General features: G+C 59.2%; 21 protein-coding genes and 1 other annotated feature. Of the genes, 19 read left to right on the top strand and 2 right to left on the bottom strand.

Annotated features, from left to right (window positions below; all coding sequences use genetic code 11):
• The first annotated feature begins 317 nt into the window (after window positions 1–317).
• The 4 genes from murC to ABD796_RS12155 all read left to right on the top strand — a co-directional run bounded on the left by murC (window position 318) and on the right by ABD796_RS12155 (window position 3,839).
• Entirely contained in the window at window positions 318–1,619 is a 1,302-nt protein-coding gene (gene murC, locus ABD796_RS12170) for a UDP-N-acetylmuramate--L-alanine ligase (RefSeq protein WP_344908016.1), read from the top strand.
• Between the two features lie 204 nt (window positions 1,620–1,823).
• On the top strand, window positions 1,824–2,594 hold the full coding sequence (locus ABD796_RS12165; RefSeq protein ID WP_344908013.1) for a class I SAM-dependent methyltransferase: 771 nt from the start codon (window positions 1,824–1,826) through the stop codon (window positions 2,592–2,594).
• The gene (locus tag ABD796_RS12160; protein WP_344908010.1) at window positions 2,591–3,520 is read left to right on the top strand and encodes a hypothetical protein; all 930 of its coding nucleotides are present in this window, start codon (window positions 2,591–2,593) and stop codon (window positions 3,518–3,520) included. Before ABD796_RS12165 ends, ABD796_RS12160 begins: the two co-directional genes overlap by 4 nt.
• A 79-nt stretch (window positions 3,521–3,599) precedes the next feature.
• The gene (locus ABD796_RS12155) at window positions 3,600–3,839 is read left to right on the top strand and encodes an NHLP leader peptide family RiPP precursor (protein ID WP_344908007.1); all 240 of its coding nucleotides are present in this window, start codon (window positions 3,600–3,602) and stop codon (window positions 3,837–3,839) included.
• 169 nt (window positions 3,840–4,008) lie between these two features.
• Here the strand turns inward: ABD796_RS12155 and ABD796_RS12150 are convergent, their stop codons facing one another.
• Window positions 4,009–5,919, bottom strand: a complete 1,911-nt coding sequence (locus ABD796_RS12150; protein ID WP_344908005.1) for an ATP-binding protein — start codon at window positions 5,917–5,919, stop codon at window positions 4,009–4,011.
• A gap of 236 nt (window positions 5,920–6,155) precedes the next feature.
• Here ABD796_RS12150 and ABD796_RS12145 point away from each other — a divergent pair, with 236 nt between their 5' ends.
• Together ABD796_RS12145 and ABD796_RS12140 are read left to right on the top strand one after the other, a co-directional pair.
• Window positions 6,156–6,524: a CidA/LrgA family protein gene (locus ABD796_RS12145; RefSeq protein ID WP_344908002.1), complete on the top strand. Its 369-nt coding sequence runs from the start codon at window positions 6,156–6,158 to the stop codon at window positions 6,522–6,524.
• Window positions 6,499–7,191 (top strand): LrgB family protein, encoded by a 693-nt coding sequence (locus ABD796_RS12140; protein WP_344907999.1) that lies wholly within the window; start codon window positions 6,499–6,501, stop codon window positions 7,189–7,191. Before ABD796_RS12145 ends, ABD796_RS12140 begins: the two co-directional genes overlap by 26 nt.
• A 135-nt stretch (window positions 7,192–7,326) precedes the next feature.
• Here the strand turns inward: ABD796_RS12140 and sufU are convergent, their stop codons facing one another.
• On the bottom strand, window positions 7,327–7,764 hold the full coding sequence (sufU, locus tag ABD796_RS12135; protein WP_344907997.1) for a Fe-S cluster assembly sulfur transfer protein SufU: 438 nt from the start codon (window positions 7,762–7,764) through the stop codon (window positions 7,327–7,329).
• A gap of 472 nt (window positions 7,765–8,236) precedes the next feature.
• On the opposite strand from sufU, the gene ABD796_RS12130 reads away from it, so the two are divergent.
• From ABD796_RS12130 to ABD796_RS12070, 13 genes are all read left to right on the top strand, one after another.
• A complete protein-coding gene (locus ABD796_RS12130; protein ID WP_344907994.1) occupies window positions 8,237–10,522 on the top strand; it encodes a DEAD/DEAH box helicase in 2,286 nt (761 codons plus the stop codon).
• A gap of 7 nt (window positions 10,523–10,529) precedes the next feature.
• Window positions 10,530–12,065: a ribonuclease H-like domain-containing protein gene (locus ABD796_RS12125; RefSeq protein WP_344907992.1), complete on the top strand. Its 1,536-nt coding sequence runs from the start codon at window positions 10,530–10,532 to the stop codon at window positions 12,063–12,065.
• The gene (locus ABD796_RS12120; RefSeq protein ID WP_344907989.1) at window positions 12,066–12,893 is read left to right on the top strand and encodes an HAD-IIA family hydrolase; all 828 of its coding nucleotides are present in this window, start codon (window positions 12,066–12,068) and stop codon (window positions 12,891–12,893) included. It begins immediately after the preceding gene.
• 98 nt (window positions 12,894–12,991) lie between these two features.
• Window positions 12,992–13,801, top strand: coding sequence for an Fpg/Nei family DNA glycosylase (locus tag ABD796_RS12115; RefSeq protein ID WP_344907986.1), 810 nt, complete (start codon window positions 12,992–12,994; stop codon window positions 13,799–13,801).
• A 13-nt stretch (window positions 13,802–13,814) separates the two neighbouring features.
• Complete coding sequence (locus ABD796_RS12110) at window positions 13,815–14,654, top strand: deoxyribonuclease IV (protein ID WP_344907984.1); 840 nt, start codon at window positions 13,815–13,817, stop codon at window positions 14,652–14,654.
• Window positions 14,651–15,007, top strand: a complete 357-nt coding sequence (locus ABD796_RS12105) for a cyclic-phosphate processing receiver domain-containing protein (protein WP_344907981.1) — start codon at window positions 14,651–14,653, stop codon at window positions 15,005–15,007. Before ABD796_RS12110 ends, ABD796_RS12105 begins: the two co-directional genes overlap by 4 nt.
• A gap of 104 nt (window positions 15,008–15,111) precedes the next feature.
• Complete coding sequence (locus tag ABD796_RS12100; protein WP_344907978.1) at window positions 15,112–15,876, top strand: ABC transporter ATP-binding protein; 765 nt, start codon at window positions 15,112–15,114, stop codon at window positions 15,874–15,876.
• A gap of 49 nt (window positions 15,877–15,925) precedes the next feature.
• A complete protein-coding gene (locus ABD796_RS12095; protein ID WP_344907975.1) occupies window positions 15,926–16,978 on the top strand; it encodes an SAM-dependent methyltransferase in 1,053 nt (350 codons plus the stop codon).
• Between the two features lie 43 nt (window positions 16,979–17,021).
• Window positions 17,022–17,286: a binding site (T-box leader), on the top strand.
• Between the two features lie 82 nt (window positions 17,287–17,368).
• The gene (gene ilvA / locus ABD796_RS12090) at window positions 17,369–18,325 is read left to right on the top strand and encodes a threonine ammonia-lyase (RefSeq protein WP_344907972.1); all 957 of its coding nucleotides are present in this window, start codon (window positions 17,369–17,371) and stop codon (window positions 18,323–18,325) included.
• Between the two features lie 79 nt (window positions 18,326–18,404).
• The gene (locus tag ABD796_RS12085; protein WP_344907969.1) at window positions 18,405–19,658 is read left to right on the top strand and encodes a C40 family peptidase; all 1,254 of its coding nucleotides are present in this window, start codon (window positions 18,405–18,407) and stop codon (window positions 19,656–19,658) included.
• Between the two features lie 75 nt (window positions 19,659–19,733).
• A complete protein-coding gene (locus ABD796_RS12080; RefSeq protein ID WP_344907966.1) occupies window positions 19,734–21,389 on the top strand; it encodes a serine/threonine protein kinase in 1,656 nt (551 codons plus the stop codon).
• A 318-nt stretch (window positions 21,390–21,707) separates the two neighbouring features.
• Window positions 21,708–22,847, top strand: a complete 1,140-nt coding sequence (locus ABD796_RS12075) for a nucleotide-binding protein (RefSeq protein ID WP_344907963.1) — start codon at window positions 21,708–21,710, stop codon at window positions 22,845–22,847.
• On the top strand, window positions 22,844–24,061 hold the full coding sequence (locus tag ABD796_RS12070) for a TadA family conjugal transfer-associated ATPase (RefSeq protein WP_344907961.1): 1,218 nt from the start codon (window positions 22,844–22,846) through the stop codon (window positions 24,059–24,061). The genes ABD796_RS12075 and ABD796_RS12070 overlap by 4 nt, the downstream gene beginning before the upstream one ends.
• The last annotated feature ends 22 nt before the right edge of the window (window positions 24,062–24,083 follow it).

Below are 24,083 nucleotides of genomic sequence, written 5' to 3'. Positions count from 1 at the left end.
CGGGCGAAGACGGCCCGGCGGAGACGCTTTAACGGACAGGGAACGGACTGCTTCGCCTGACGTTCGGGCATTCGGTCGGAGCAGGGAGGCAAGCCCGATTCAGTCGGTTTGAATCGGGACTTTGTCGTTCGGTTGGACAACTGTATTTTGGGGAAAACTGGATAAGGCATACGACCGCAAAACGCTATGCGCCGTGCCGCGTAGGCAGCAAAGGTTGCTCATTGGCTAGGCGGGAGCACAGACCCGGGTGCATGCTCATATAATGGAAAGTATGCTACGGAAAGCAAGTTTTCGAGGATAACGTAGGAGGGTTCCTTATGGAAAAGGTCCACTTTATAGGCATAAAAGGCGCCGGTATGAGCGCCTTGGCGCAGGTGCTCCATGATTCGGGATACCCGGTGCAAGGATCGGATACGGATAGCGAATTTTTCACGCAGAAGCCGTTGGAAAAACGCGGCATTCCGATGTTCCGTTTCGGCGAAAGCGAGATCGGCCGCAGCGTCGGGAGAGCGATCGTCTCCAACGCTTTTGCGGACGATCATCCGGAAGTGGTGCAATGCGGGCAAACGGGCATTCCGGTGGAACGGTATCATCATTTTCTGGGCCGCTGGATCGGCCGTTTTACGAGCATTGCGGTGACCGGCGCGCACGGCAAAACGTCGACGACCGGCATGCTGGCCCATACGTTTAGCGGCATTCAGCCGACCTCCTACCTGATCGGGGACGGGACCGGTGCCGGCCATCCGGACAGCAAATATTTCGTATTCGAGAGCTGCGAATACCGGAGGCATTTTCTGGCTTATGCGCCCGACTATGCGATTGTGACGAATATTGACTATGACCATCCCGATTACTACAGCGGATTGGACGACGTGACGCTCGCTTTCCAACAGATGGCGGAGAAAGTCAAGAAGCATCTGGTCGCATACGGCGACGACGAGCAGATCCGGACGCTGAAACCGACAACGCCGATCCTGTATTACGGAACGGGAGAGCGCAACGATTTGCGGGCCGACCGCATCCGTGCAGGCGAAAACGGGATGACGTTCGACGTTTATTTGCACCATAATCTGCTGGGAACGTTTACGGTCGCCGCCTACGGCAAGCATAGCGTGCTGAATGCGCTCGCGGTCATCGGCGTCGCCGTGCTCGAGGATTTGAACCTCGATGAGGTGCGGGAACGCTTGGCCACGTTTGGCGGAGTGAAAAGGCGCTTTTCCGAGAAAAGCGTGCGTGGCAATGTCGTGATCGACGATTACGCCCATCATCCGACGGAAATTTCCGCTACGCTGGACGCCGTCCGCTCCAAATATCCGGGTAAAAAGGTTGTCTCCGTGTTCCAGCCGCATACGTACTCCCGACTGGAGGCGTTTATCGACGATTTCGCCACGTCGTTGTCCGGGTCGGACGAAGTGTATTTGTGCAACATCTTCGGATCGGCGCGAGAGCAGCAGGGTAACGTCTCCATCGAGCACCTGATGAATAAAATTCCCGCCTCCAGGCACATTTCCGAGCAAAATATCGACCAGTTGAACGGTTACTCGGATTGCGTGCTGCTGTTTATGGGTGCGGGCGATATTCAGAAATACCAGGCTTGGTACGAACGCGTGACGGTTTGACGACGCTAGCGATCCAAAACCGCAGGTCTTCTTCCGGAGCAATTGTCTCCGGGAGGAGGCTTTTTTCGTTTTGAGGCGTCGCATGGTCAAAATAGTATAGCGGAGGCGGTTTATTATCGCTTGAAAATAACCGAGAAAAATGGGACTTTCGTGCTATAATGGATGCGTATACATACATGGATAATCCGTTTGGGGGAGTCGAAAGTGGCGGAGACGAGAGCGGACCGGTTAGGCCGCATGCTGAACGTGACAACGGAGCTTTTTATCGGACGGGAGAGAGAGCTGTTCTGGGACGGATTGCTGCAAGGGCGTTCGGCGAAGGTCCTCGATATCGGCTGCGGAAACGGGACCTATCTGAATCAAATGCGAGTCTGGTATCCGGATGCCGAATTTACCGGCGTGGAGCTGGACAAGGAGATGCATCGGCAGGCTGCCAGCCTGGAGCAGGACAGGCTTCGCTTCGTGCAGGGCAGCTACGAGCAGTTGGACGGGAGCGGGCCTTACGACGTCGTCATCGCCCGGCTCGTCGTGCTGCATATCCGCAACCGCATGTCGTTCGCCGACTGGCTGAGCCGGCATACCCATGAGCGTTCGACGATCGTCGTGATCGATTACGACGACAGCCGGTATCGGGACGATGCGCGGCTGCCGCAGTTTTCGGCGCTGTACCGGAAGTCGAGGCGGGCGTTGCGGGGAAAAGGTTCGTTCCTGGACGTGCCGGAGGCGTTGAAATTCGAATTCCGCCAGGCCGGGTATGTTTGCGCCCGCAGCGAGTTCTACTCTGTTCGCGCCGCCAGGCCGGAGCTGAAGCTCGTTTGCGGGGCCTATATGCGCCATGCCACGGAATATTTGCTCGATGCGCCGATCGGGGACGAACGCGAAGACGAGCTTCAGGCGTGGCTGGCCGCACCGGATGCGACGATGGACATTCCGATGTTCGGGCTCGCATTCGGCCCGTCCGGGGAGGCTTCATGAACTGGCTGAACGGGTACGAGGAGGAGCTGCGCAAGCTGTTTGCCGAAGCGAGGGAAGCCATCGCACAATTTCCGGCGCCATTGGACAGGCGTGGTCTGGCCTATTTGCAAAAATTCGATCCGCTGCAGAAGGAAAGCACCAAAAACTACATCTGTTACCTGCTTCCTTACTGGGTCAAGGAGGCCGCGGGGGCGGACGACGACACATGCCGACGGCTTGCGCTGGCCAACGTCTTCGTCATGCTGTACTACTTTATCCAGGACGACCTGATGGATACGGTCCCGTCCGAATGGAGAGAGCAGCTCGCCTTGGCCAATCTGATGCAGACCCGGCTGCTGGAGCTGTACCGCCCGCTGTTCCCTGCGGAATCGCCTTTCTGGGCGTACTACCGCCAATACGTGGAGGAATGGGCGGCAAGCGTATCGGCCGAGAACGAGCCGGAGCTGTTTCTGCGCGAGCCGCTGCGCATCGCGCACAAAGCCAGCCCGGTTAAGTTCGCTTCGACCGGACTGCTGCTGCTTACGGGTAGGGGAGACCGGATCGCGCCTGTATCGCGGCTGGTCGAAGAGACGCTCGTGACACTGCAGATGGCTGACGATCGTGCGGATTGGCGGGAGGATCTGGAGCTTGGGAGCGCCAACTGCTTGCTGGCGATGATCCGCAGCGAGCGGGCAACGTCAGGCGCTCTGGACGTCGCCGAGGTGAAGCGGGCGATCTACATGGAGGGGGTTCTCGGCCGCTATGCGCGGGTGGCGGAAGAACGACACAGGCTCGTTTCCGCAGCGGGAACGGACGTTCCGGAGCTGGTCGGCTTTCATGCTTTTTTGACGGATCATCTAGTTCTTTCCGCTGAGTCTATAGAACGAGATCTGCAATTGCTAAAATTAGGTGGATTTACCTACTGGTCGTCAAAAAACGTCAAATAAAAGTGGAATATATCCTGGTTTCATGCTACACTTGGGACGTTGGACTTATCCAAACACTGGAAAGGAAGGGTGGTTATATATGTCTACAGAAGAAACGTTAAAACAGCAAATTATTGAAAAAGCATGGCAGGATTCGACGTTCAAACAGCAGCTGCTGAGCGATCCGAAAGCGGCAATCGAGGGGGCGTTCGGGGTAAAAGTACCGGATGGCATCAAGCTGAATGTGGTTGAGGAATCGTCGACCGATTTCTATCTCGTTCTGCCGCAAAACCCGGCTGACGCGCTTGACGGCGAAGACGACGTGAACGCGGCCTGGTAAGGACGCAAAAGCTTTGCGAAGCCCCGATCCGCAGGCGCTAGCGTGCCGTCCGATGGGACGGGGATAAAAGAATGGCGCCATTGTGCGTGTTAGCACAATCGCGCCATTCGGTCTGGCCGGAAGCCGTGTGAACGGCTTTTTTTACGTAATACCTGCAATTCGATCGCAGTCAATCTGCCGCTGCGGCAGGGAAACGGACGATCGCTTCCGTCCCGATCCCTTTCTGGCTTTTGAACTCGATTTTTCCCCGCATGACCTCGATAATTCGGAACGTTACCATCAGACCTAGCCCGGTCCCTTTCGATTTGCTGGAAAAGTAAGGCTCTCCCAAACGGGATAGTTCGTTCTCGTCCATTCCGATTCCCGTATCCTTAACGTGGATAACAATCTCTCCGTTGTCGCGATATGCCCATATATCGACCCGCCCTTCGCCGTTCAAAGCTTCGATGCTGTTTTTGACGATGTTGACAAAAGCTTGCTTCAGCTTCGAGGAATTGCCTTCGATGTACAGACCGTCCGCAAGCCGTACGTTAACTTCCCCCCCTTGTATATTGGCCATCGGCGCCAAAATGCCTTCGATATGCTGGAACTCTTCGGACAGGCGAAGTACGGTCACGTCGTCAAGCTGCGGTTTCGCAAAGGTGAGATAGTCGGTAATGATGGCGGATGCGCGGTCCAGCTCTTCCATTGCGTAGCCTATATACGTTTTCGGGTTGCCCTCGGCTGTCTCCCGGAGCAATTGCAGAAAGCCGCGCGTCACCTGCAAAGGATTGCGCACCTCGTGGGCTACGGAAGCCGCCAGCTCGCTTAAAATTTCCATCTTCTCGTGACGCTGCAGCCGCGTGTTGTACAGCTCCAACTGCTTGGAGTAATTGACCACCTGCTCGTGATCGAGAGCGAAGCGGCGGGCCAGAACGACGATGAAGGCGACGACGAAGCACAGAACGCCCCACTTCCAGATGAACAGGTCGTAGTTTTTGGCGTGGTAAAAAAACCAGATCAGTTCGCCGATTCCCGTGACGGCAAACAGGGCGAAGCCGCCGGACATGATAAGGGCGTCGCGGTTTCCTTTGACCGCATGCTTGATCGTAGTGCCGATCAATATCGAAAACAGGACGATCATGACGATGCCGAGTACGTTTAACGTGAAGAAGTAGTAAATCTTGATATAGCGGGAATCGCTCAACTCGTTAAAAATCAACAAGGCAATGCAGAACCCGGAATAGGCCGTCATTAATTTGCGCACTAAGGGAAGGAGGACGATTCTGCCGCTGTCGAGCGCTTTCTCGATAAAGCAGGCCAGCGCCGGCAAAAAGATGAATAACGACAGATCGAACAACGTGATGCAAATTTTACCGTACGGCCCTATAAAAATGTAAGGGAACGGCGAGAAAGCGGCGATGAGCGTGCCGGTCGTCAAGATGACAAGCGATAACGAAATCCAGCGCGTCATTTGGGACTTTTTCAGAAACGACGAGCAGGCGAGCATAATGATTCCGAAAAAAACGAGCGAACCGCCGAGCATCAGATCGATGAAATCGTTTTTGTAAAAACGCGGAACGCCGTCACTGTATTCGGTTACCTCAATCTGATGATGAAGGCCGATCCGGTCGCTCAGCGTCGTGATTTTCATGTAGACGCTATCGCCGAGCTCCGACTGTTCGATCGGAAGAGCGAGCTTGAATACGTCGTACGTGTAGTGACGGTCGGCTTCATACAGGGTGCGATCTCCGGTATAAATCCGCACCTGGTGGCCATACAGCTTGTCGATGAACAGGCCCGGCTGTTTCCATACCGTCCCGGAATCGGAAGGAGGGGGAAGCGCAATCTTGAGCCAGGCCGACGTCGCATGGGTCGGATTGTCCGGTACAGGATTGCTGTAGCTGACTGTGGTCCAGCCGCCCGCCCGGTCCAACTCCTCCCACGTTCGCTGTTGAACGGGGTCGTCGTCCCAGCGGAACTGCCATTCGGCAATGATCGTTTTGGGCACGGAGTTTGCGGCATGTACCGGCAATACCGGCACGAGAAGGAGAAGCAGCAAAAGCAGGCCCAAAGACGCGATTCGGGAAGCGGCGTTCATGTCAGCACCTCGAAGTGGCGCCATTTCCCCGCACGCCCAATTTTGATAAAATTCGACATTATTTTTGCTTTTCTCCTTCGATATTTGCTGGCTCCCTCAAAAATATGACATTTTGCGAGAAAAGGCAATACCATTTCGGAAGCGGCAATCGTTGTTGCGCGATTATCGTCCCCCTTCATTTATGATATACTTTTTCTGGTTTATCCAAAAGCGTATTGGGGGAAAGGCGGTTTGCGATGCGAGGTTTGGCCATTTTGCTGGCGTTTCATTTTACCGGACTGCTACTGCATCGGCTGCTTCATATTCCACTGCCGGCCAATGTGATCGGACTGATATTATTCGTTGCTTCGTTGTTTGCCGGCTGGGTCAAGCTGGAGTGGGTCGAAGAATGCGCGCAATTTTTGCTGCGCCATATGATGCTGTTTTTTGCGCCTTTTATTGTCGGCACGATCGTATTCGTTCGCGTCATCGGCGCCAATGCGCTCGGCATCGGATTGAGTCTGCTGCTGGGGACGCTGCTCGTACTGCTCGTCACGGCGAAGACGACCGGCGCTCTGGGGCCGAAGGAGGGAGCTCGCGATGACGGCAAACGAGCTGTGGAATGATCCGTTGTTCGGCGTTACGGCGACCGTTATCGCTTATGTCTTCGCCTTGCGGCTGCATGCCCGTTACCGCTGGCTGCACCCGCTCTTCTTCTGCTCGGCGCTGCTGGCCGCACTGCTGCTCGCCTTCGGAATTCCTTACGAGTCATACCGCAGCGGGGCGGATCTGCTCGTCTTCTGTCTCGGACCGGCGACAGTGGCGCTTGGCGTTCCGATGTACAAACATGCGGTGCGGCTGCGAAAGCATCTGCGCGCGATTTTGACCGGCGTAACGGCGGGAAGCTTGTGCGGAATGACCAGCAGCGCTTTTTTCGTATGGGCGGCAGGCGGCTCCCGCGAGCTATGGCTGACGGCGTTGCCCAAGTCGACCAGCTCGCCGATCTCGATCGAGATCATTCGTCAGCTTGGCGGCATTCCCGAGCTTGGGGCGGTGCTGACCGTACTGACCGGGTTGATCGGCAGCATGATTGGGCCGGCGTTCCTCCGTTTGGTCGGCGTGCGCAGCGATGTAGCCTTGGGTGTAGCGATCGGCACGGCCGCCCATGGCATCGGCACGGCGCGCATCATTCGCGAATCGGAGCTCCAGGGGAGCGCCGGCGGCCTGGCCATGGGGTTGTCCGGCATCGTCACGTCGCTGATGGCGGTACCTCTGTATGTGCTGCTCCAGTAGCAGCGGAAATGTGTGGCGGAAAACGAAAACCCCCGGCAACGCTTCGTTATAAGAAGCAGTCGGGGTTGTTTTACGGCCGTATCGTCGGGAGCCGAGCCTGATTGCTTACTTTTCCCGGGCAATAGCCGATATGCGTTACGAGTGGACGTGCTGTTTGATCGCCTTCTCCAGCCCGTTCCAGCCAAGCAGGGAACAGTTGTGGCGGGCCCGCAGCTTGTGAACGCCGGAAAGCGCGAGGGCATCGCCGAGTTCATCCTCATCTTCGGGCAGCTCGCCGTTTTTGATCATGTTTGTAAAAAGATGAATCAGATGTTCCGCTTCCTCGACCGATTTGCCCTTGACCAGGTCGGTCATCATCGAGCAGGAGGCCATGCTGATCGAGCAGCCTTCGCCTTCGAATTTTACGTCACGAATGTTCCGGTTTTCGTCCAGCGTCATGTACAGAACCATTACATCGCCGCAAGTCGGGTTTTTATATGGGAACTGGATCGAGTCATCCCCTTCTAGCTTGCCCTTGTTGCGAGGATTTTTAGAATGATCCATGACGATTTGCTTATATAGGTTTTCCAACATTGTCGCTCACCTCACGTTTCCATCATTGCTCCTATTCTACACCAATTCGCGCGAGATGAAAACTGTCGTCGTCGCGTTGGCCGCCGACCGTAAGTCCGGGCAGGGCAATACCGCACCCCAAGAGCTGCGCTCGATCGGTCGTTGCGGCGAAAACGGCCACGCCATGCGGCGATTCGGCTGGGGAAATACAATACTTTCCCGGGAAAGCGCAGGAAGCGACAGAAGCCGAGTTTGTTTTATTCGGAATAGTTTGAATATTCTATCGTAAACGACACGTTTAACGGCAATGCGACCGGATGACTGACGGTTCACGGCCGGAAATCGCTGCGCTGCGCTCCGGAACGCTTGAGGCGGTATGATTTTGTCGTCCGTGCAAGCGAGAATGTGTTGTCATGCGAACGTGCATTCTGTACAATTGGAGTAACGGAACCGCTTGTACGGGATTCGCTTGTACGAAAGGGGGAGGTTGACGATGAACCGGCTGACCGGCAAAGTTTCCTCTATCGAAGAAATGATCGAGACGATCCGCAATACGCCCGAGCTGATGAGCCAGGTCACGCACTGGCAGACGATCGCTCCGCGACCGGCGAGCTACGCGGATTTTCCCGCGACGATACATCCCGGACTTCGTCAGGCGCTGGCGGACAAAGGGGTCGAACGGCTTTATACGCATCAGGCGGATTCGTTCCGCGCCGCCGAGGAAGGCCGCAGCGTCGTGGCCGTAACTCCGACGGCGTCGGGCAAGACGCTGTGCTACAACTTGCCGGTGCTTAACCGCATTTTGCATGACGAGAGCTCGCGCGCCCTGTATTTGTTCCCGACGAAGGCGTTGGCGCAGGATCAGGTCGCGGAGCTGCACGAAATCGCCGACCGGCTCGGAGCGGATATCAAATCGCACACGTACGACGGGGATACGCCGCCGGCGGTGAGACAGGCGATCCGCAATGCCGGGCATATCGTGGTGACGAACCCGGATATGCTGCATTCGGCGATTTTGCCGCATCATACGAAGTGGGTCAAGCTGTTCGAGAATATCAAATATATCGTGATCGACGAGCTTCACAGTTACCGCGGCGTATTCGGCAGCCATGTCGCCAACGTCATTCGCCGGCTGAAGCGAATTTGCCGGTTTTACGGCTCGGAGCCGCAATTCATTTGCGCCTCGGCCACCATCGACAATCCCGGAGAGCATGCCGAGCGGCTTACGGGCGGACCGGTAACGGTCGTGGACAACAACGGGGCGCCGTCCGGCGAGAAACACTTCGTCTTCTACAACCCTCCGGTCGTCAACAAGCAGCTTGGCATACGCCGGAGCAGCGTGCTGGAGGCGCGCAAAATCGCCGCCTTTCTGTTGAAAAACGACATCCAGACAATCGTATTCGCCCGCAGTCGTGTCCGAGTGGAGCTATTGTTGACGTACTTGCAGGAGCTGGTCCGCCATGAGCTGGGCGCGAAGTCGATTCGCGGCTATCGGGGCGGCTACTTGCCGAAGCAGCGCCGGGAAATCGAGCGCGGCTTGCGCTCCGGGGAAATTCGCGGCGTCGTCAGCACGAATGCGCTGGAGCTCGGCATCGACATCGGCCAACTGCAGGCATGCGTCATGAACGGCTATCCCGGCACGGTGGCCAGCACGTGGCAGCAATCGGGCCGAGCGGGGCGGAGGCAGGAAAGCTCGATTACCTTTATGGTAGCCAGTAGCAACCCGCTCGACCAGTTTATGATCGAGAATCCGCGTTACTTTTTCGAGCGGTCTCCGGAGCGAGCCCTGATTCAGCCGGATAATCTGATTATTTTGCTCGACCATGTCAAGTGCGCCGCCTATGAGCTGCCTTTCGAGGAGAACGAACGATTCGGGGACGAGCCGCTGTCGGAGTTGCTCGAGTTTTTGGCCGAGGAGAAGATCGTCCACCGGGTTCAAGGGCGCTGGTATTGGATGGAGCAGTCGTTCCCGGCGCACGACATTTCGCTGCGCTCTGCGGCACAGGAAAATATCGTCATCATCGACATGTCCGACGGCAGCCGCGTGATCGGCGAGGTCGACCGGTTCAGCGCGCCTACGCTTGTGCACGAGGAAGCGATCTATATCCACGAGGGCGTACAATACCAGGTAGAGAAGCTCGATTACGAAGAGAAGAAGGCGTACGTTCGCGAGGTGAACGTCGATTATTACACGGATGCCAATCTGGCGGTGCAGTTGAAAGTGCTGCACATTCACAAGGAGGAGCAGGCCGGGCTTGCCGAACGGCGCTTCGGGGAAGTGACGCTCAACGCCAAAGCGACGATTTTCAAAAAAATCCGGCTGCGCACCCACGAAAATATCGGCTCCGGGCCGATTCATCTGCCCGAGGAGGAAATGCATACGAATGCGTACTGGATCACGTTCGGGGAGCAAGCGACGGATGGCTTGAGCGCCAACGATTTGCAGTTCGCCCTGCTCGGCTTGTCGAACGTGATGGTTCATCTCGCTCCGCTTTATCTGATGTGCGATTCGTTCGACATTCGCGTCGTGCCGCAGGTTCGCTCGGTGCACGACAAACAGCCGACGATATTTTTCTATGATCGGTACCCCGGCGGTGTCGGCTTGAGCGAACGTCTGTACGAGCTGCACGAAACGCTCATTGCCGAGGCGTCGCGGCATATTGTCGGATGCGGCTGCTTGAGCGGCTGCCCGGCCTGCGTCGGTCCGATCGAGGAGGTCGGCTTGACCGGCAAGCCGCTGGCGGTCAAGCTGCTTGCGTCGTTGAAAGGATGGAGGTGACGAAGCGATGAGCTTGCTCAGGGAACGGTTGGGACGGCTCAAGAAAAGCACCGGCGGAGGCCCCTCTCTGGACGAGATCGGAACGGGTAGCGGAAGCTCGCCGGAGGAAAGCGCGTTTCCGGGGATCGACCCCGGCTGGGACCGCCTCGATGCCCGTCTCGAAAGCAACGGCTGGGGCTCGTTCATTATGCGGCGCAAGGAATATCCGCTGGATTATGCTCACGGTACATACCGTCTCGGGGAGCTGCAGGGGGAAGCGGGTTGCTTGTCCGCGTTGGCGGCTCCGGCAGTAAAGCGGGGCGGCCGCAAAATCCCGGTTGCGGTCCGTGCGGAAGACGATGGAGCGAAGGAGGCTATGGTGCCCCCTGGGGGAACGTCCCTTCATCGCGAACGTCTGCTGTTTCTCGACACGGAAACGACGGGTCTCGGGGTAGGGGCCGGTAATGTGGCGTTTATGGTCGGTATCGGTTTCTACGAGGATCAGGCTTTCGTCGTCGAGCAGCTGTTCATCCGCAACCCGGCCGAGGAAGCGGCCATGCTGCACCATTTGCGCACACGGCTTGCGGAACGCGACACGCTTGTATCGTACAACGGCAAATGCTTCGATTGGCCGATTTTGAAAAACCGCTACATTTTGAACAGGCAGAAGGAGCAAGCCACCGATCCGAGCCATCTCGATTTTTTGTATCCGTCCCGCAGCTTATGGCGCAACACGCTGCCTTCGTGCCGGCTCAGCTCGGTGGAGCGGGGGCGCCTCGGATTGAGCCGGCTGGACGATGTGCCGGGCTCTCTTGCTCCGGCGCTTTATTTTCAATATTTGGCCGAAGGCGATCCGGCGTTGTTGTCCGGCGTATTCGAGCATAACGAGAAAGACGTGCTTACCCTGGCTTGCCTCGCGGCCCATCTGGCTAAGCTGCTGCGCGGAGAAGCCGCCACGTCGCGCATGGAGCCGGAGGAGCTGTTCCGGCTGGCGCTCTGGCTCGACAAGCTGGGGCGGGAGACGGAAGCGGACGAGGCGTTCCGAGAGCTGCTGGAGCGGGAGAGCGATCAGGCGGCCGATTATTGGCTGCCAGCGGCGGAATTTTACAAGCGGCAGGGCCGGTTAGCGGCGGCGGTGGCGTTATGGGAGCGGACGATCGAGCGCAAGCGCCGTTCCCGGATAGCCTCGCTGACGCCCTATGTGGAGCTGGCGATGTTTTATGAGCACCGGGACAAAGATTATGCGCGTGCCCTTGCTTATGCGGAGCAGGCACTGGAAAGAGCCTCCGGAAGGTTGTCCGCTCTGCGCGGCGAAGGCGGGGGCGACGAGCTACAGGCGATCCGCAAGCGTGTCGAGCGGCTGCGGGCGAAGCGGGACGCGGTCGAACGAAAGGCGGGCGCTGTCCGAGGTACGGGAGCGGGCGGGCGTACGGCCGGGAAGCGGGCGGCGGAACGGAGTCGGGGGAGCCGCGAACGGGCGCATCTCGGCGAACAGGAGCTGCTGCCGCTCTCGCAGGAGGACGATTATCGGGAACAAACGCACCGAGCGAAAGAGGGAGTATAGATGACGGATTACCGAAGCGGTACGGCGGGCTTGGACAAGCGGCCTGCCTTTTTGATCGATCTCGACGGCACGATGTACGCGGGACATGCGCCAATCCCTCATGCGGCTGCATTTATCAAGAGGCTGAGGGAGCTGAAGCTGCCGTTTTTGTTCGTGACGAACAATTCGTCCCGCACGCCCGAGGCGGTCGCCGGGCATTTGCGGCAGCACGGCATCGAAGCCGAGCCCCGGGAGGTGGTCACCTCCTCGCAGGCGGCCGCCCGCTATGCGGCGGAACGCAAGCCTGGAGGGCGCGTGTACGCGATCGGCGAAGAAGGGCTGCGCGCGGCGCTGACCGAAGCCGGCCTGGAGCTGGTGGACGAGGACGAGCGGCCGGACTTTGTCGTGCAGGGCATCGACCGCGAATTTTCCTATGCCAAGCTGGAGCGGGCAGTCGGCTTTATTGCGGCGGGGGCCGAGTATGTGTTAACGAACCCGGACCGGCTGCTTCCGGCCGACGGCAAGCTCCTTCCCGGCGCGGGAACGATTGCCGCTTCGATCCGGGAGGCGATGCAAATTCAACCGCTCGTGATCGGCAAGCCGTACGAGCCGATTATGCGCTTTGCTTTGGAGCGGTTGGGGACGGCGGAGAACGTATGGGCGGTCGGCGATAATCCGCTGACGGATATCGGGGCCGGGAAGGCGGTCGGGCTGCGGACGGCGCTCGTGCTGACCGGAATTGCCACGCCGGACAATGCGGAGCGGCTGCTCGGCATCGAAGGAACGCCCCAGCCGGACATCGTTTGCGCGGATTTGGCCGATCTGCTGGACCGTCTCGGTTTATCTTAGCCCCTTTGCCGTATGTTGGCCGACGGCGGGGATCGAGCGAGTATGAAACGAATCCGGAAAAGGGTAAAATAGGAAGAAAGATGAAGGTAGGAGACCCTATGCCCGAAATTCCGGAAATGGAAACATACCGCGCGCTGCTCGCCCAGCGCATTTTGCATACGCCGATCGTCGCAGCGGACGTGCAGCGCGAGAAATCGATCAACGTGCCGGTCGACGCGTTCCGCCGCCGGGTGGAAGGACGGACGATCGTCGGCATTGCCAGAAGGGCCAAGCATCTGCTGTTTCATCTGGACAGCGGCGATGTGCTGCTGCTACACCTGATGCTGGGCGGCTGGATGTTTTACGGGACCGAGAGCGAGAAGCCCGACCGCACGACGCAGGTTACGCTTTCCTTCGGGGAGCGCAGCCTGTATTTCATCGGGCTGAGGCTCGGCTACTTGCATCTGTGGAGTTCGTCGGAAGCGGAAGCCCGGCTGGCCGAGCTCGGTCCGGAGCCCCTCGAGCTTTCTTTTACGGAAGCCGAGCTGAGGCGTACGATCGGCCGCAAGCGAACCGTGCTGAAGCCGACGATGACCGACCAGAAAACGATTGCCGGCATCGGCAACTGCTATGCGGACGAAATTTGCTTCGACGCCGGCATTTTGCCTATTCGCAAAATCGAGTCGCTGTCCGAGGAAGAGTTCGGGAAGCTTTACGGCTCCATGCGCTCCGTTCTGCTGGAGGCGATCCGGTTTGGGGGATATATGGAAAATCCGCTGTTTCCGGGAGACGCCCTGACCGGCGGCTTCGACAGCCGCTGCGCGGTGTATGACAGGGGCGGCGAGCCTTGCGTCCGCTGCGGAAGCCCGCTTGTCCAGGAGGAGCTCGCTTCCCGTAAAGTATTCTATTGTACCCGCTGCCAACGGTGAAGGGGGAATCGGCGTGTATTTCGGTTCCCATGTGAGCATCCGCCGCGGTTTTCTGGAGGCGGCCAAGCATGCCCGCAGCATCGGCGGGCGGTCGTTTCAATATTTCCCGAAAAATCCGCGCAGCCTGACGCTCAAAACGTTGGACCGTCGCGATGCCGAGGCATGCGCCGCTTTTTGCCGCGAACACGATATGCGCTCGATCGCCCATACGCCGTATCCGACCAATCTGGCCGTCGAAGCCGGCGAACGGCGCGATATCGTCGTCCGCTCGCTGCTGAATGACCTTGAGATCGCCGAAGCTTGCGGCTCTGTGGGGATCATCGTGCATTTCGGCATTTACAAAGGGTCCGATCCATTGGACGGCTATAAAAATATTGTGGCGACTTTGAACGAAGTGCTGGACCGATGGAGCGGCGATACGCCGCTGCTGATCGAAAACCAATCGGGCGAGCATGCCAGGATGGGGATGACGCTCGAAGAACTGGTCGGCATACGTAATCTGTGCGTCAGGCCGGAAGCGGTAGGCTTCTGCCTGGATACGTGCCATTCGTTTGCAAGCGGCCTATGGGACGGGAGCAATTGGACGGATGTGCTGGCGCGGGGAGATGCGCTCGGCTATTTCGCGCAGCTGAAGGCGGTTCATCTGAACGACTCGGTGTACCCGTGCAGATCGTTCAAGGACCGGCATGCCAATGTAGGAAAAGGCTTTATCGGCGAAACGGCGTTCCGCAGCTTCTTGGCCTCGCCATGGATCGAACGCCTGCCGGTCGTGCTGGAGACGCCGGCAGCCGGCAGCGATACGCACGAACAGGAAATTCGACAACTGCATCGATTGGCGGAGGGGAAACGATGATCGATCTTTATTTGGACGACGCCCGGCCGCGTCCGCAAGGGTTCGTGCTGGCCCGGGATGTGGACGAGTGCGTGGAGCTGCTGAGGGCAAGCCCGGTCCGCGTGCTTTCGCTGGACTACGATTTAGGCTGGAACCGGCCGAACGGCATGGAAGTCGTCCGTTATATCGTGTCCGAGCGTACGTACCCGGCGGTCATTTATTTACATACGTCCAGCGCGTCGGGCAGACGGCTTATGTACGAGTCGTTGTATGCGAACAAGCCCGGACATGTGCGGTTGTACAACCATCCGGTTCCGGACGAGACGCTGCGGGAAATCGCCGAAGGAAAATTCCGGGTGGAAAACGGGGGCTGACCTGCGCTACAATAGGTGATGCCGCCGACAAGCGCGAGGAACGGACTCGTTCCGGCTATCGGCAAAGGAAAGGACATTGGCGGGAGAGAGGGGAAACGCGAAGCATGATCCGGTTGGACAACATTCATTTTATTCGCGGCGAGCGCACGATATTGAACGATGTGAATTTGCATATGAAGCAGGGCGAGAATTGGGTTATATTGGGGAAAAACGGCTCCGGCAAGACGACGGTGCTGGAGCTGATCACGGGCTACCAGTTCCCGAGCTCGGGCAAGGTGCGCGTCTTGGGTCAGCCTTACGGGGAAATCGATCTGCGGCTTGTTCGCAACAAAATCGGCTACATCAGCCAGTCGCTGATGGAAAAGCTGACCATGCGCGACCCGGTCTGGGAAGTGGTGGCGACGGGCGAGTACGGCTTCCTCCGCTTCTATCAGGATATTCCCGACGAGGTGAAGCGCAAGGCGATCGAAAAGCTGGAGCAGGTTCGGCTGCCGCATGTGGCGGAGCAGCCGCTCGGTACGCTTTCCCAAGGCGAGCGCAAAAAAATTATGCTGGCTCGCGCGCTGATGACCGATCCGTCGGTGCTTATTTTGGACGAGCCTTGTTCCGGGCTCGATCTGTACGAGCGTGAGCAGCTGCTGACCGATATCGAAGAGCTGGGCAAAACCGGACTGCTGATGGTTTATGTCACGCACCATATCGAGGAGATCGTGCCGGTGTTCACCCATATCGCCTTGATGGACCAAGGCAAGATCGTGGCACAGGGCAAGAAAAACGACGTCCTCACCGCCCAACTGCTCCGGGACGCCTACCAAGTGCCAGTAGAGATCGATTGGCACGGCGGCCGCCCGTGGATTCACGTTGTTTAATGCCATTAATCATTAAAGTCATAAACCAAAAAGTCGAGGTGCGTCGAAGATGATCGAACAGTCCCATCCCGCCGGTGCCTCGCAATTCGTCGTCACGTCCAACCGCGGCTTCGCGGCCTATGCGCAGGACGAGCTGCGGGCGCTCGCGCCGGGAACGAAATTCGCGGAACTGATCGCCGGGGAAACGTATGCGATGCGCATTCCGCTCGGGCGCGAGGAAGCGATCGCCGCGGTTTTGCGGCAGGAGCCGATTTTCCTGCGGCATATGCATCCGATCGACGCCGAGATAGCCTGCGCGGGCACGGACGGAGATATAGCGCCGATTGTCTCGGCGATCGTGCGGCTCTACGATCCGGCAGACCGCGGGGCGGCAATCGCCGTGCAGATCCGCAAGGCGGAAGGCTTCCACCCCGGCTATGAAACGGGCGCGCTGCGGGATGCGGTATCCGCGGCGTTGAAGGAAGCAAACGAAACGGAGATGGTCGTCAAGGACGCGAAGCGGATTGTTTCCGTCTTCTTGAACAACGGAGTCGCGTATATCGGCATTTCGCCGCCTGAGTACAATTTGTCCGATTGGCCGGGCGGAGCCGTTCGGTTTCGCAAGGAGGAAGGGCAGGCGTCGCGGGCCAAATTCAAGCTGCTGGAGGCGGAATACGCCTTTGGCCTTGACTTGTCCGGCTTCCGGAAGGCGCTTGATATCGGAGCGGCCCCCGGCGGCTGGACATCCTTACTGCTGGAGCGGGGGGCGGAGGTTACGGCCGTCGATCCGGCGGTGCTGCATCCCGAGCTGCTCACCCACCCGCGGCTCACCCACCTGAAGCGCAATGCGGGCGACGTGCAGTTTCCTCCCGATACGTTCGATTTGCTCGTATGCGATATGAGCTGGAGCCCGAAGCAGATGATCAAGCTGCTGCTTCCGCTGCTCGCTGCGCTGCAGCCAGGCGGAACGGCCGTCATTACGCTGAAGCTGATGCACGGCAAGCCGTTCCAGACGGTAAAGGATTCGGTTCGGGCAATGCAGCCGGACATGGAGCTGCACAAGGCGAAGCAGTTGTTCCACAACCGCGACGAGCTGACCGTTTATTTGCGCAAAAGACGTTGAACTTCCCGCAGCGTTATGCTATATTGAGATTCAAATCCAATGAGCAAATTCGATGAAGAGGAAGAGTACATGCTTTCCCCTGTTCCCAGAGAGTCGGCGGTATGGTGCGAGCCGATGTGCAGACGGCGTGGAAAATCACCTCGGAGATGGAACCCGAACGCAAGTAGGGAACACGGATGTCCACCGTTACCAGGAACGGCATATGATGGTATGCCGAATGAAGCGCCGATGCACCGTTTTCCGCCTTTAGACGGGGAGAACGACGATCGGAATTAGGGTGGTACCGCGAGAATGCTCTCGTCCCTTTTGGGATGAGGGCTTTTTTTGTTGTTCATTACACTATAACGGGGTGGTTTAGTTGGGGATTGCTCAGTAACGTACAAGGATATCGTGCAAGCTACCTTTCGCTTGCGCGGGCACGTGCACCGCACGCCGCTCGTCCATTCGCAGACGTTCAGCCGGTTGACGGGGACGGAGCTGTATCTGAAGCTGGAAAATATGCAAAAAACGGGCGCATTCAAGGTGCGCGGGGCGATGAACAAAGTCGCCGCTTTGTCGGCGGCCGAACGGGCTGCCGGCGTCGTAACCGCGTCAGCGGGTAACCATGCGCAGGGCGTGGCGCTTGCCGCCGCTCAAGCGGGCATTCCGTCTACGGTGGTCATGCCATGCGGGGCGCCGCATGCCAAAATAGCGGCCACCGAAGGCTATGGGTCCGACGTTATTTTACACGGGTCCGGTTATGACGATGCGTTTGAAGAAGCGGGACGAATTGCCCGCGCCACGGGAGCGACGCTCATTCATGCGTTTGACGATCCGTCCGTCGTTGCCGGGCAAGGCACGATCGGCATGGAGATCGTGGACGATTTGCCTGATGTGGATGCGATTGTCGTTCCCGTCGGGGGAGGCGGGCTAATATCCGGCATCGCGTTAGCGGTCAAGAGCGTCTGTCCGGCTATCCGGATAATCGGGGTCCAGCCGGAGACGGCCAGCTCCGGCTTCGATTCCTGGCAAAGCGGGAAGATCAGCCGCGCGGAGCGGCCGGTCTCCGTCGCCGACGGCTTGCTCGTCAAGCAGCCCGGCGCGCTGAATTTGCAGATGATGCTGCGCTACGTGGACGAGTTTGCGCTCGTATCCGAAGAAGAAATCGCCCGAGCGATGATCATGCTGCTGGAGCGGACGAAGATGCTTGCCGAAGGGGCCGGCGCGGTAGCTCTTGCCGCGGTTATGCACCGCTCTCTCGGGTTGGAAGGCAAGAAGGTGGCGCTCGTCCTGAGCGGAGGCAATCTCGATCTGCTGCGTTGGGCGCATACGTTGGGTCCGCAGACGCAGACGCTCCACCATGCTTGAAAGGTTCGATTCAGCGGTCTGACATAAAGGCGGAGAGGCTCGCATAAAGAGCAACATAGACGATAAAGCGGGGAAACGCATGGTGTATAAGAAATGGATGCTTATCGGCTTGGCACTCCTGGCGGTGCTGCCGGCCTGCGGCGATTCCGCGCGGGAGTCGGCATTGCCGTCGGCGGCGGAATGGACGATCCGGGAGGTGTCCCCCTCGGGAACGGGCGTTTTCGGTTATACGGACGCGGTCGGTCTTGCGGCCCACGACTACTCCGTCGACGAACCGGACGTTATCGCAAACAGCGCGACCGAGTCCGAGATGAAGGAAGGGGATGCATTATTCGTGGAAACGGGGATGGGGACGTCGATCGGCCGGCAGGCGGAGGAGACGGATAGCGGCGGCTGCGGCAAGCTGGAGACGCAAGGGAAGGAATGGCTGGTCAATGCGCCGGTCGCCACGCTATGGACCGGTCCGGGGCTAGGTCGGGCCAAGGATAAGCCCGGTCAAGCTGCGTTAGCCGATACGCGCAAGTGGACGGACAAGTTGAATGCCGAGGATCGGCTGTGGCTCGTCGGCAAGCTGGAGACGCAGGCGCTGTTCGGCCAACCCGTAAGCCTTGTGGAGGAACGGGGCGAATGGACGAAGGTCATCGTGCTCGGACAATCGACTTCGCGCCATACCGAAGGCTACCCGGGGTGGATGCCCCGTGTTCAGCTGGCGGAAAGTGCGATCAGGCTGGACCATGCCGCTTGTCCGGTGCTGGTCATCCGGGCGGCCACGGCCTTTTTGTTCGACGATGCAGAGGGAACGGTGCCGTTTCTAGAGCTCAGCTTTAATACACGGCTGCCTCTATTGCGCGAGGACGGGGAGTCCTACGTTGTGCAAACGCCGACAGACGGCCCCAAGTACATGATGAAGGCAGATGCTTTTACGACTGCCGAAAGGGAGCAAAGCGCTCCGCCCTCCGGCGAACGGATTGTCGAAACGGCGAAGCAGTTTCTCGGGCTGCCCTACTTATGGTCCGGCATATCCGGATTCGGCTTCGATTGCTCCGGTTTTACGCATTCGCTTCACAGCTTCTACGGCATCGACATTCCGCGGGACGCTTCCGATCAGGCAAAACAAGGCGCGCCGGTCGACCGGGGGGCGCTGCGGCCGGGAGACCTGCTCTTTTTCGCCGACGCGAATGGCAAAGGAAAGGTGCATCACGTCGGGATGTACGCCGGCGACGGACAGATGATTCATTCCCCGAATTCCCGTCGTTCCGTCGAGACGATTGCGCTGGATACGCCGGCTTATGCCAAGGAATTTGCGGGAGCCCGGAGGTTTATCCCGGAGTAGGCGAGATTGCGGTGGAAACGACAAGGGGTCATCCGTTATAATGGGTATATCTTCCATTGGAAACGGAGGGACATCATGAATCGTTTTTTTGACGAGGCGCCCGACCTCGTCCGGATCGTCGGCACGGTCTTCGGGGGGCGTTACCGGATCGTCCGGCCGCTTGGGGAAGGCGGCATGAGCACCGTATTTTTAGCCGACGATCTGAAGCTTCCGGGCAAACGATGGGCGGTCAAACGGACTCGCGAGCAAGGGATATCCGAGCTGTCCGCCGCCCGCGAAGCGGCCGTGCTGATGAAGCTGAGCCATCCGTATCTGCCGCATGTCGTCGATTTTTTTCCTCCGGACGAAGAAGGCTTCAGCCATCTGGTCATGGAATACATCGAAGGCTCGACGCTGCAGCAATTGTTCGACAGCCATGGCGGAACGCTGCCGCCCAAAGCGGTGATCCGTTATGCGATGCAGCTGTGCGAGCTGCTCCAGTATATGCACGAGTTGGACTCCGGGCCCGTCATCTTCCGCGATATCAAGCCGTCGAACATTATGATCGACGCTCGCGATCACGTGCGGCTGATCGATTTCGGCATTGCCCGCAGGCAGACGCCGGGGCGGGCGGCCGATACAGTGGCGCTCGGCACGATCGGCTTTGCCGCACCGGAGTTGCTGGAGCACGGCAGCTCGGATTACCGCTCCGATCTGTATTCGCTCGGCGCGACTTTGTATTATTTGCTTAGCGAGGGACGTACGTACCATGCGATCCGCAAGCCGCTCGAACTGGCTGGGGGAGAACGCGAGCGCCTGTTGGGCGAGCTGGTGGGAAAACTGCTCGACAACGATCCCATGCAGCGGCCGCCTTCGGCTTCCGCGGTCCGGTCCATGCTCGAACAGTGTCTCGAATCGGAGAGAGGACGCGCGGCGGATTCCGCGGCGAACTCCCAGGCTCCGCTGTACAGCGGTCGCCGGCTGCGCATCGTGGTCGGAGGCCTGTATGCGGGAGCGGGGGCGACGTTTACGGCAGTGGCGCTTGCCGTATTGCTAGGCGATGCTGGCATCGCCAATGCGGTTGTGGAGCATCCCGGCGTCCGTCCGGACTTATTCGGGATGCTCGACGGAGACCGGAATGCGCCTGCCCGTTACGACTATTGGTCGGCCAGGCATGACGCGGGTGAAGCCTCGTGGACGAGCCGGCACACGGAATGGGTGGCGCTGGACCCGCGTCAGCCGCCGCCAGCCGTCTCTCCCGGGAACATGGAGCAGAGGCTTTACCGGATTCAAGCGGCCGTTACGATTATCGACATCGGAGACCGCTGGCTGGAGCCGGACGTAGCCGAGCTGCTCGACGAGGCGGACATCCTGGTGGCCGTCGCGGACCCCGTGCCGTCTCGCTGGATGCTGCCTTCCGCCCGGGGCTGCGCGGATCTCCTGCAAAGGCTGCACGAGGCGGGGAGACATGTGGCCTTTATTGCCAATAAATCGGCATCCTTTCAGGGAAGCAAGGAGTGGCTCGGCTCTTTTCCGTTGAAACCGGCCGCGGTCATTCCAAGCATTCCGTTCGAGGAAATCGTGCGCAGCCTGTGGAAGGGCGAGCCGGTGCAGCAGCAGCCCGGCGTGAAGCCGCAGCTGCATAAAGCGCTCGGGCCGTGGCTTGGCAAAACGGCGGCGCAAGCCCGCCAGTCTCGGAACGGAGCGTCCGGCAAAGGCTGGCTGGGCAAAATTTTTTCATTGCGCTCTTGAACAATTGGGAGGGTATGGTATAATCAGGATAAATTTGAATATGCCATATGCGGAAGCACCGCAAGCAACGGTATCGATTACCGTCGTTTGCGGTGCTTTTTGTCGTGACCAAGCACTCCGGTGGAGCGGGATCTCGTCTGCGCGCCAGACGGGCTCTCCGGATAGGAATGGCAAGGCGGCGAGGAGGGACCCGGATGAATCGAAAGCAAACGATCGGCGTAGCGGTCGGCGGAGCCGCTGCGGGATTGGTGCTGATCGTGGCAGGCTTGTGGAGCTTGTACGGTCCGTAAACAGCTTGGTGAAAGGAGGTGATGAGTGTTGACGGATAAGCTGGAACTGATCGTCGCGGACCGGGACGCGGAGTTTTTGAGGCTGCTGGCCCACTATATCCGCGATACCGATTGGAGCCGCAGGCTGACGGTGCGGCAGGTGACGAGACCGGAGATGCTGCCGGAGCTGATCCGCAGCCGACCGGCCATGCTCGTTCTGGTCCATGTCGATTTCGGGGACATCGAGCCGGGCGGAGCCTGCCGCATCCGATTGTGCGAGATGAAGCGGGAAGCGGAGGATACGACCTCCGAAGCCGCCGGCATTTATAAATACCAGCCGCTGCACCAGTTGCTCGGGCGGATGATGGAGCTGTACAGGGCCGGCTCCCCGAACAAGGAGCAGCGGCTGCGGACGGAAGGGGCGTCGATATATTCGGTGTTCTCCGCATCCGGAGGGGCCGGGAAAACGACCGTAGCGGTCCATCTGGCCCGAGCGCTCGCCGATCGGGGCGGACGGTGCCTGTATTGGAGCATGGAGCTGGTCCCCGCAGCGATATTTCCGCAAGAGGCGGATGCGGAGCTGACCGCGCGGTTTGTTTACGGATTGCGGAGCGATGCGGCTTGGGCGGCAGACTGTCTGCCCGGTCTTGTGTACCGGGCCGATTCCGGGATTGATTATTTTCCGGGCTTTCGTAAAGCGCGCGAGGCGCTGGAGCTGACCAGGGACGATGTGGGCAAGCTCGTTGCGTGTCTCAGACGGACTGGCAACTACGATGCGGTCGTGTTCGATCTGGAAGCAACGATGCACGATCGCGTGCTGGGGGCGCTCGCGGAGAGCGAAGCGATTGTCTGGCTCGTGACGGAGGACGGGCAGTCTGCGGAGCGCACCGGAAAGCTGCTGGCGGAGCTTGAGGAGCTGCGCGGTCCGGAACCGCAAGCCGGCGCGGGCAGGGGCGGGATTCGGCTGGTGATGAATAAGCATACCGGCTTCGACGGCCATATGCTGCCGATTCCCGGCGGCGCGGGAACGGCCCTCAGCCTTCCGATCGCGGTCAAGCTGCCGTACGTTTCCGGCTGGAAGCAGAGCCACGGCGCAAGGCGGCAGCGGCCCGAGCCGTTGTTCGAGGCGGGAATGGCCAGACTGGCGGAGACGATCCGCTCTTCCGAAGGAGGCGACGGTTTTCGATGATCGAGCCCATTGTCCGTTCGCTTCGCGAACGAATCCGCGAGCAGATCGATCTGTCCGGCTCCCATACGGACGACAGCTTTATGCGCATGATCGAAGAGACGGTGCTTCGCTATTCTCCGGATTTTTACTTATCGGCCAAGGACCGGAGGGATATCGTAACGGCCATCTATCATTCATTCCGGGGGCTGGACGTGCTCCAGCCGCTGATCGACAACCCGGCGATTACGGAAGTAATGGTCAATGCCCACGATGAAATTTTCATCGAGCTGGAGGGACGCATCGAGCGGGCGCCGGGGGCGTTCGAATCGGCGGAGAAACTGGAGGACGTCATCCAGACGATCGTGGCCAAAGTGAACCGGGTCGTCAACGAGTCCAGTCCGATCGTCGACGCCCGGCTGCCCGATGGCTCGCGGGTCAATGTGGTGCTGCCGCCGATCGCGCTAAAAGGTCCGGCGATGACGATCCGCAAATTTCCGGCCAGCCCTCTGCTGATGGACGATCTGGTCGCCCGCGGGGCGATCGGGACGGAAGCCGCCGAATTTCTGATCAAGCTGGTGCGGGCCAAATACAATCTGTTTATCGGGGGAGGGACCGGCTCGGGAAAAACGACGTTTCTCAACGCCCTGTGCGCCTTCGTTCCTGCCGACGAGCGGATCGTGACGATCGAGGATTCCGCCGAGCTGCAAATTCGGGGCGTGCCGAACTGGGTGCGGCTGGAGACGCGCAACGCCAATACGGAAGGCAAAGGGGCCATTTCGATCCGCGAGCTGATCCGGGCTTCCCTGCGGATGCGGCCGAACCGCGTCATTGTCGGCGAAGTGCGGGGCGCCGAGGCTTTCGATATGCTCCAGGCGATGAACACGGGACATGACGGCAGCCTCTCGACCGGCCATGCCAATTCCGTGGCGGATATGCTGAGCCGGCTGGAAACGATGGTGCTGAGCGGCGCGGCGCTGCCGGTCGGGGTTGTGCGCAAGCAGATCGATTCCGCGCTCGATGTGATGATCCACCTGTCGCGATTTCGCGACCGGAGCCGCCGGGTGACGGAAATTACCGAGCTGGACGGGATGGAGGAGGGCGAGCTGCGTCTGAATCCGCTGTTCGTATTCGTGGAGCGTGGAGAGGACGAGATGGGCCGGGTGATCGGCGGTCTGGAGCGTACCGCCAATCCGCTGCTCGGTGTGGAGAAGCTGAAGCTGGCCGGACTGGCCTAACGATGAAAGGAGGTGATCGATC

The sequence above is a fragment of the Paenibacillus hodogayensis genome, from assembly GCF_039536325.1.
Taxonomy (GTDB): Bacteria; Bacillota; Bacilli; order Paenibacillales; family NBRC-103111; genus Paenibacillus_AB; species Paenibacillus_AB hodogayensis.
This window is presented reverse-complemented; position numbering and strand designations above follow the sequence as displayed.

Coding starts and splice junctions, on each gene's coding strand:
- murC (WP_344908016.1), top strand. CDS start 318: ATGGAAAAGGTCCACTTTATAGGCATAAAAGGCGCCGGTATGAGCGCC.
- ABD796_RS12160 (WP_344908010.1), top strand. CDS start 2,591: ATGAACTGGCTGAACGGGTACGAGGAGGAGCTGCGCAAGCTGTTTGCC.
- ABD796_RS12155 (WP_344908007.1), top strand. CDS start 3,600: ATGTCTACAGAAGAAACGTTAAAACAGCAAATTATTGAAAAAGCATGG.
- ABD796_RS12150 (WP_344908005.1), bottom strand. CDS start 5,919: ATGAACGCCGCTTCCCGAATCGCGTCTTTGGGCCTGCTTTTGCTGCTT.
- ABD796_RS12145 (WP_344908002.1), top strand. CDS start 6,156: ATGCGAGGTTTGGCCATTTTGCTGGCGTTTCATTTTACCGGACTGCTA.
- ABD796_RS12140 (WP_344907999.1), top strand. CDS start 6,499: ATGACGGCAAACGAGCTGTGGAATGATCCGTTGTTCGGCGTTACGGCG.
- sufU (WP_344907997.1), bottom strand. CDS start 7,764: ATGTTGGAAAACCTATATAAGCAAATCGTCATGGATCATTCTAAAAAT.
- ABD796_RS12130 (WP_344907994.1), top strand. CDS start 8,237: ATGAACCGGCTGACCGGCAAAGTTTCCTCTATCGAAGAAATGATCGAG.
- ABD796_RS12125 (WP_344907992.1), top strand. CDS start 10,530: ATGAGCTTGCTCAGGGAACGGTTGGGACGGCTCAAGAAAAGCACCGGC.
- ABD796_RS12120 (WP_344907989.1), top strand. CDS start 12,066: ATGACGGATTACCGAAGCGGTACGGCGGGCTTGGACAAGCGGCCTGCC.
- ABD796_RS12115 (WP_344907986.1), top strand. CDS start 12,992: ATGCCCGAAATTCCGGAAATGGAAACATACCGCGCGCTGCTCGCCCAG.
- ABD796_RS12105 (WP_344907981.1), top strand. CDS start 14,651: ATGATCGATCTTTATTTGGACGACGCCCGGCCGCGTCCGCAAGGGTTC.
- ABD796_RS12100 (WP_344907978.1), top strand. CDS start 15,112: ATGATCCGGTTGGACAACATTCATTTTATTCGCGGCGAGCGCACGATA.
- ABD796_RS12095 (WP_344907975.1), top strand. CDS start 15,926: ATGATCGAACAGTCCCATCCCGCCGGTGCCTCGCAATTCGTCGTCACG.
- ABD796_RS12085 (WP_344907969.1), top strand. CDS start 18,405: ATGGTGTATAAGAAATGGATGCTTATCGGCTTGGCACTCCTGGCGGTG.
- ABD796_RS12080 (WP_344907966.1), top strand. CDS start 19,734: ATGAATCGTTTTTTTGACGAGGCGCCCGACCTCGTCCGGATCGTCGGC.
- ABD796_RS12070 (WP_344907961.1), top strand. CDS start 22,844: ATGATCGAGCCCATTGTCCGTTCGCTTCGCGAACGAATCCGCGAGCAG.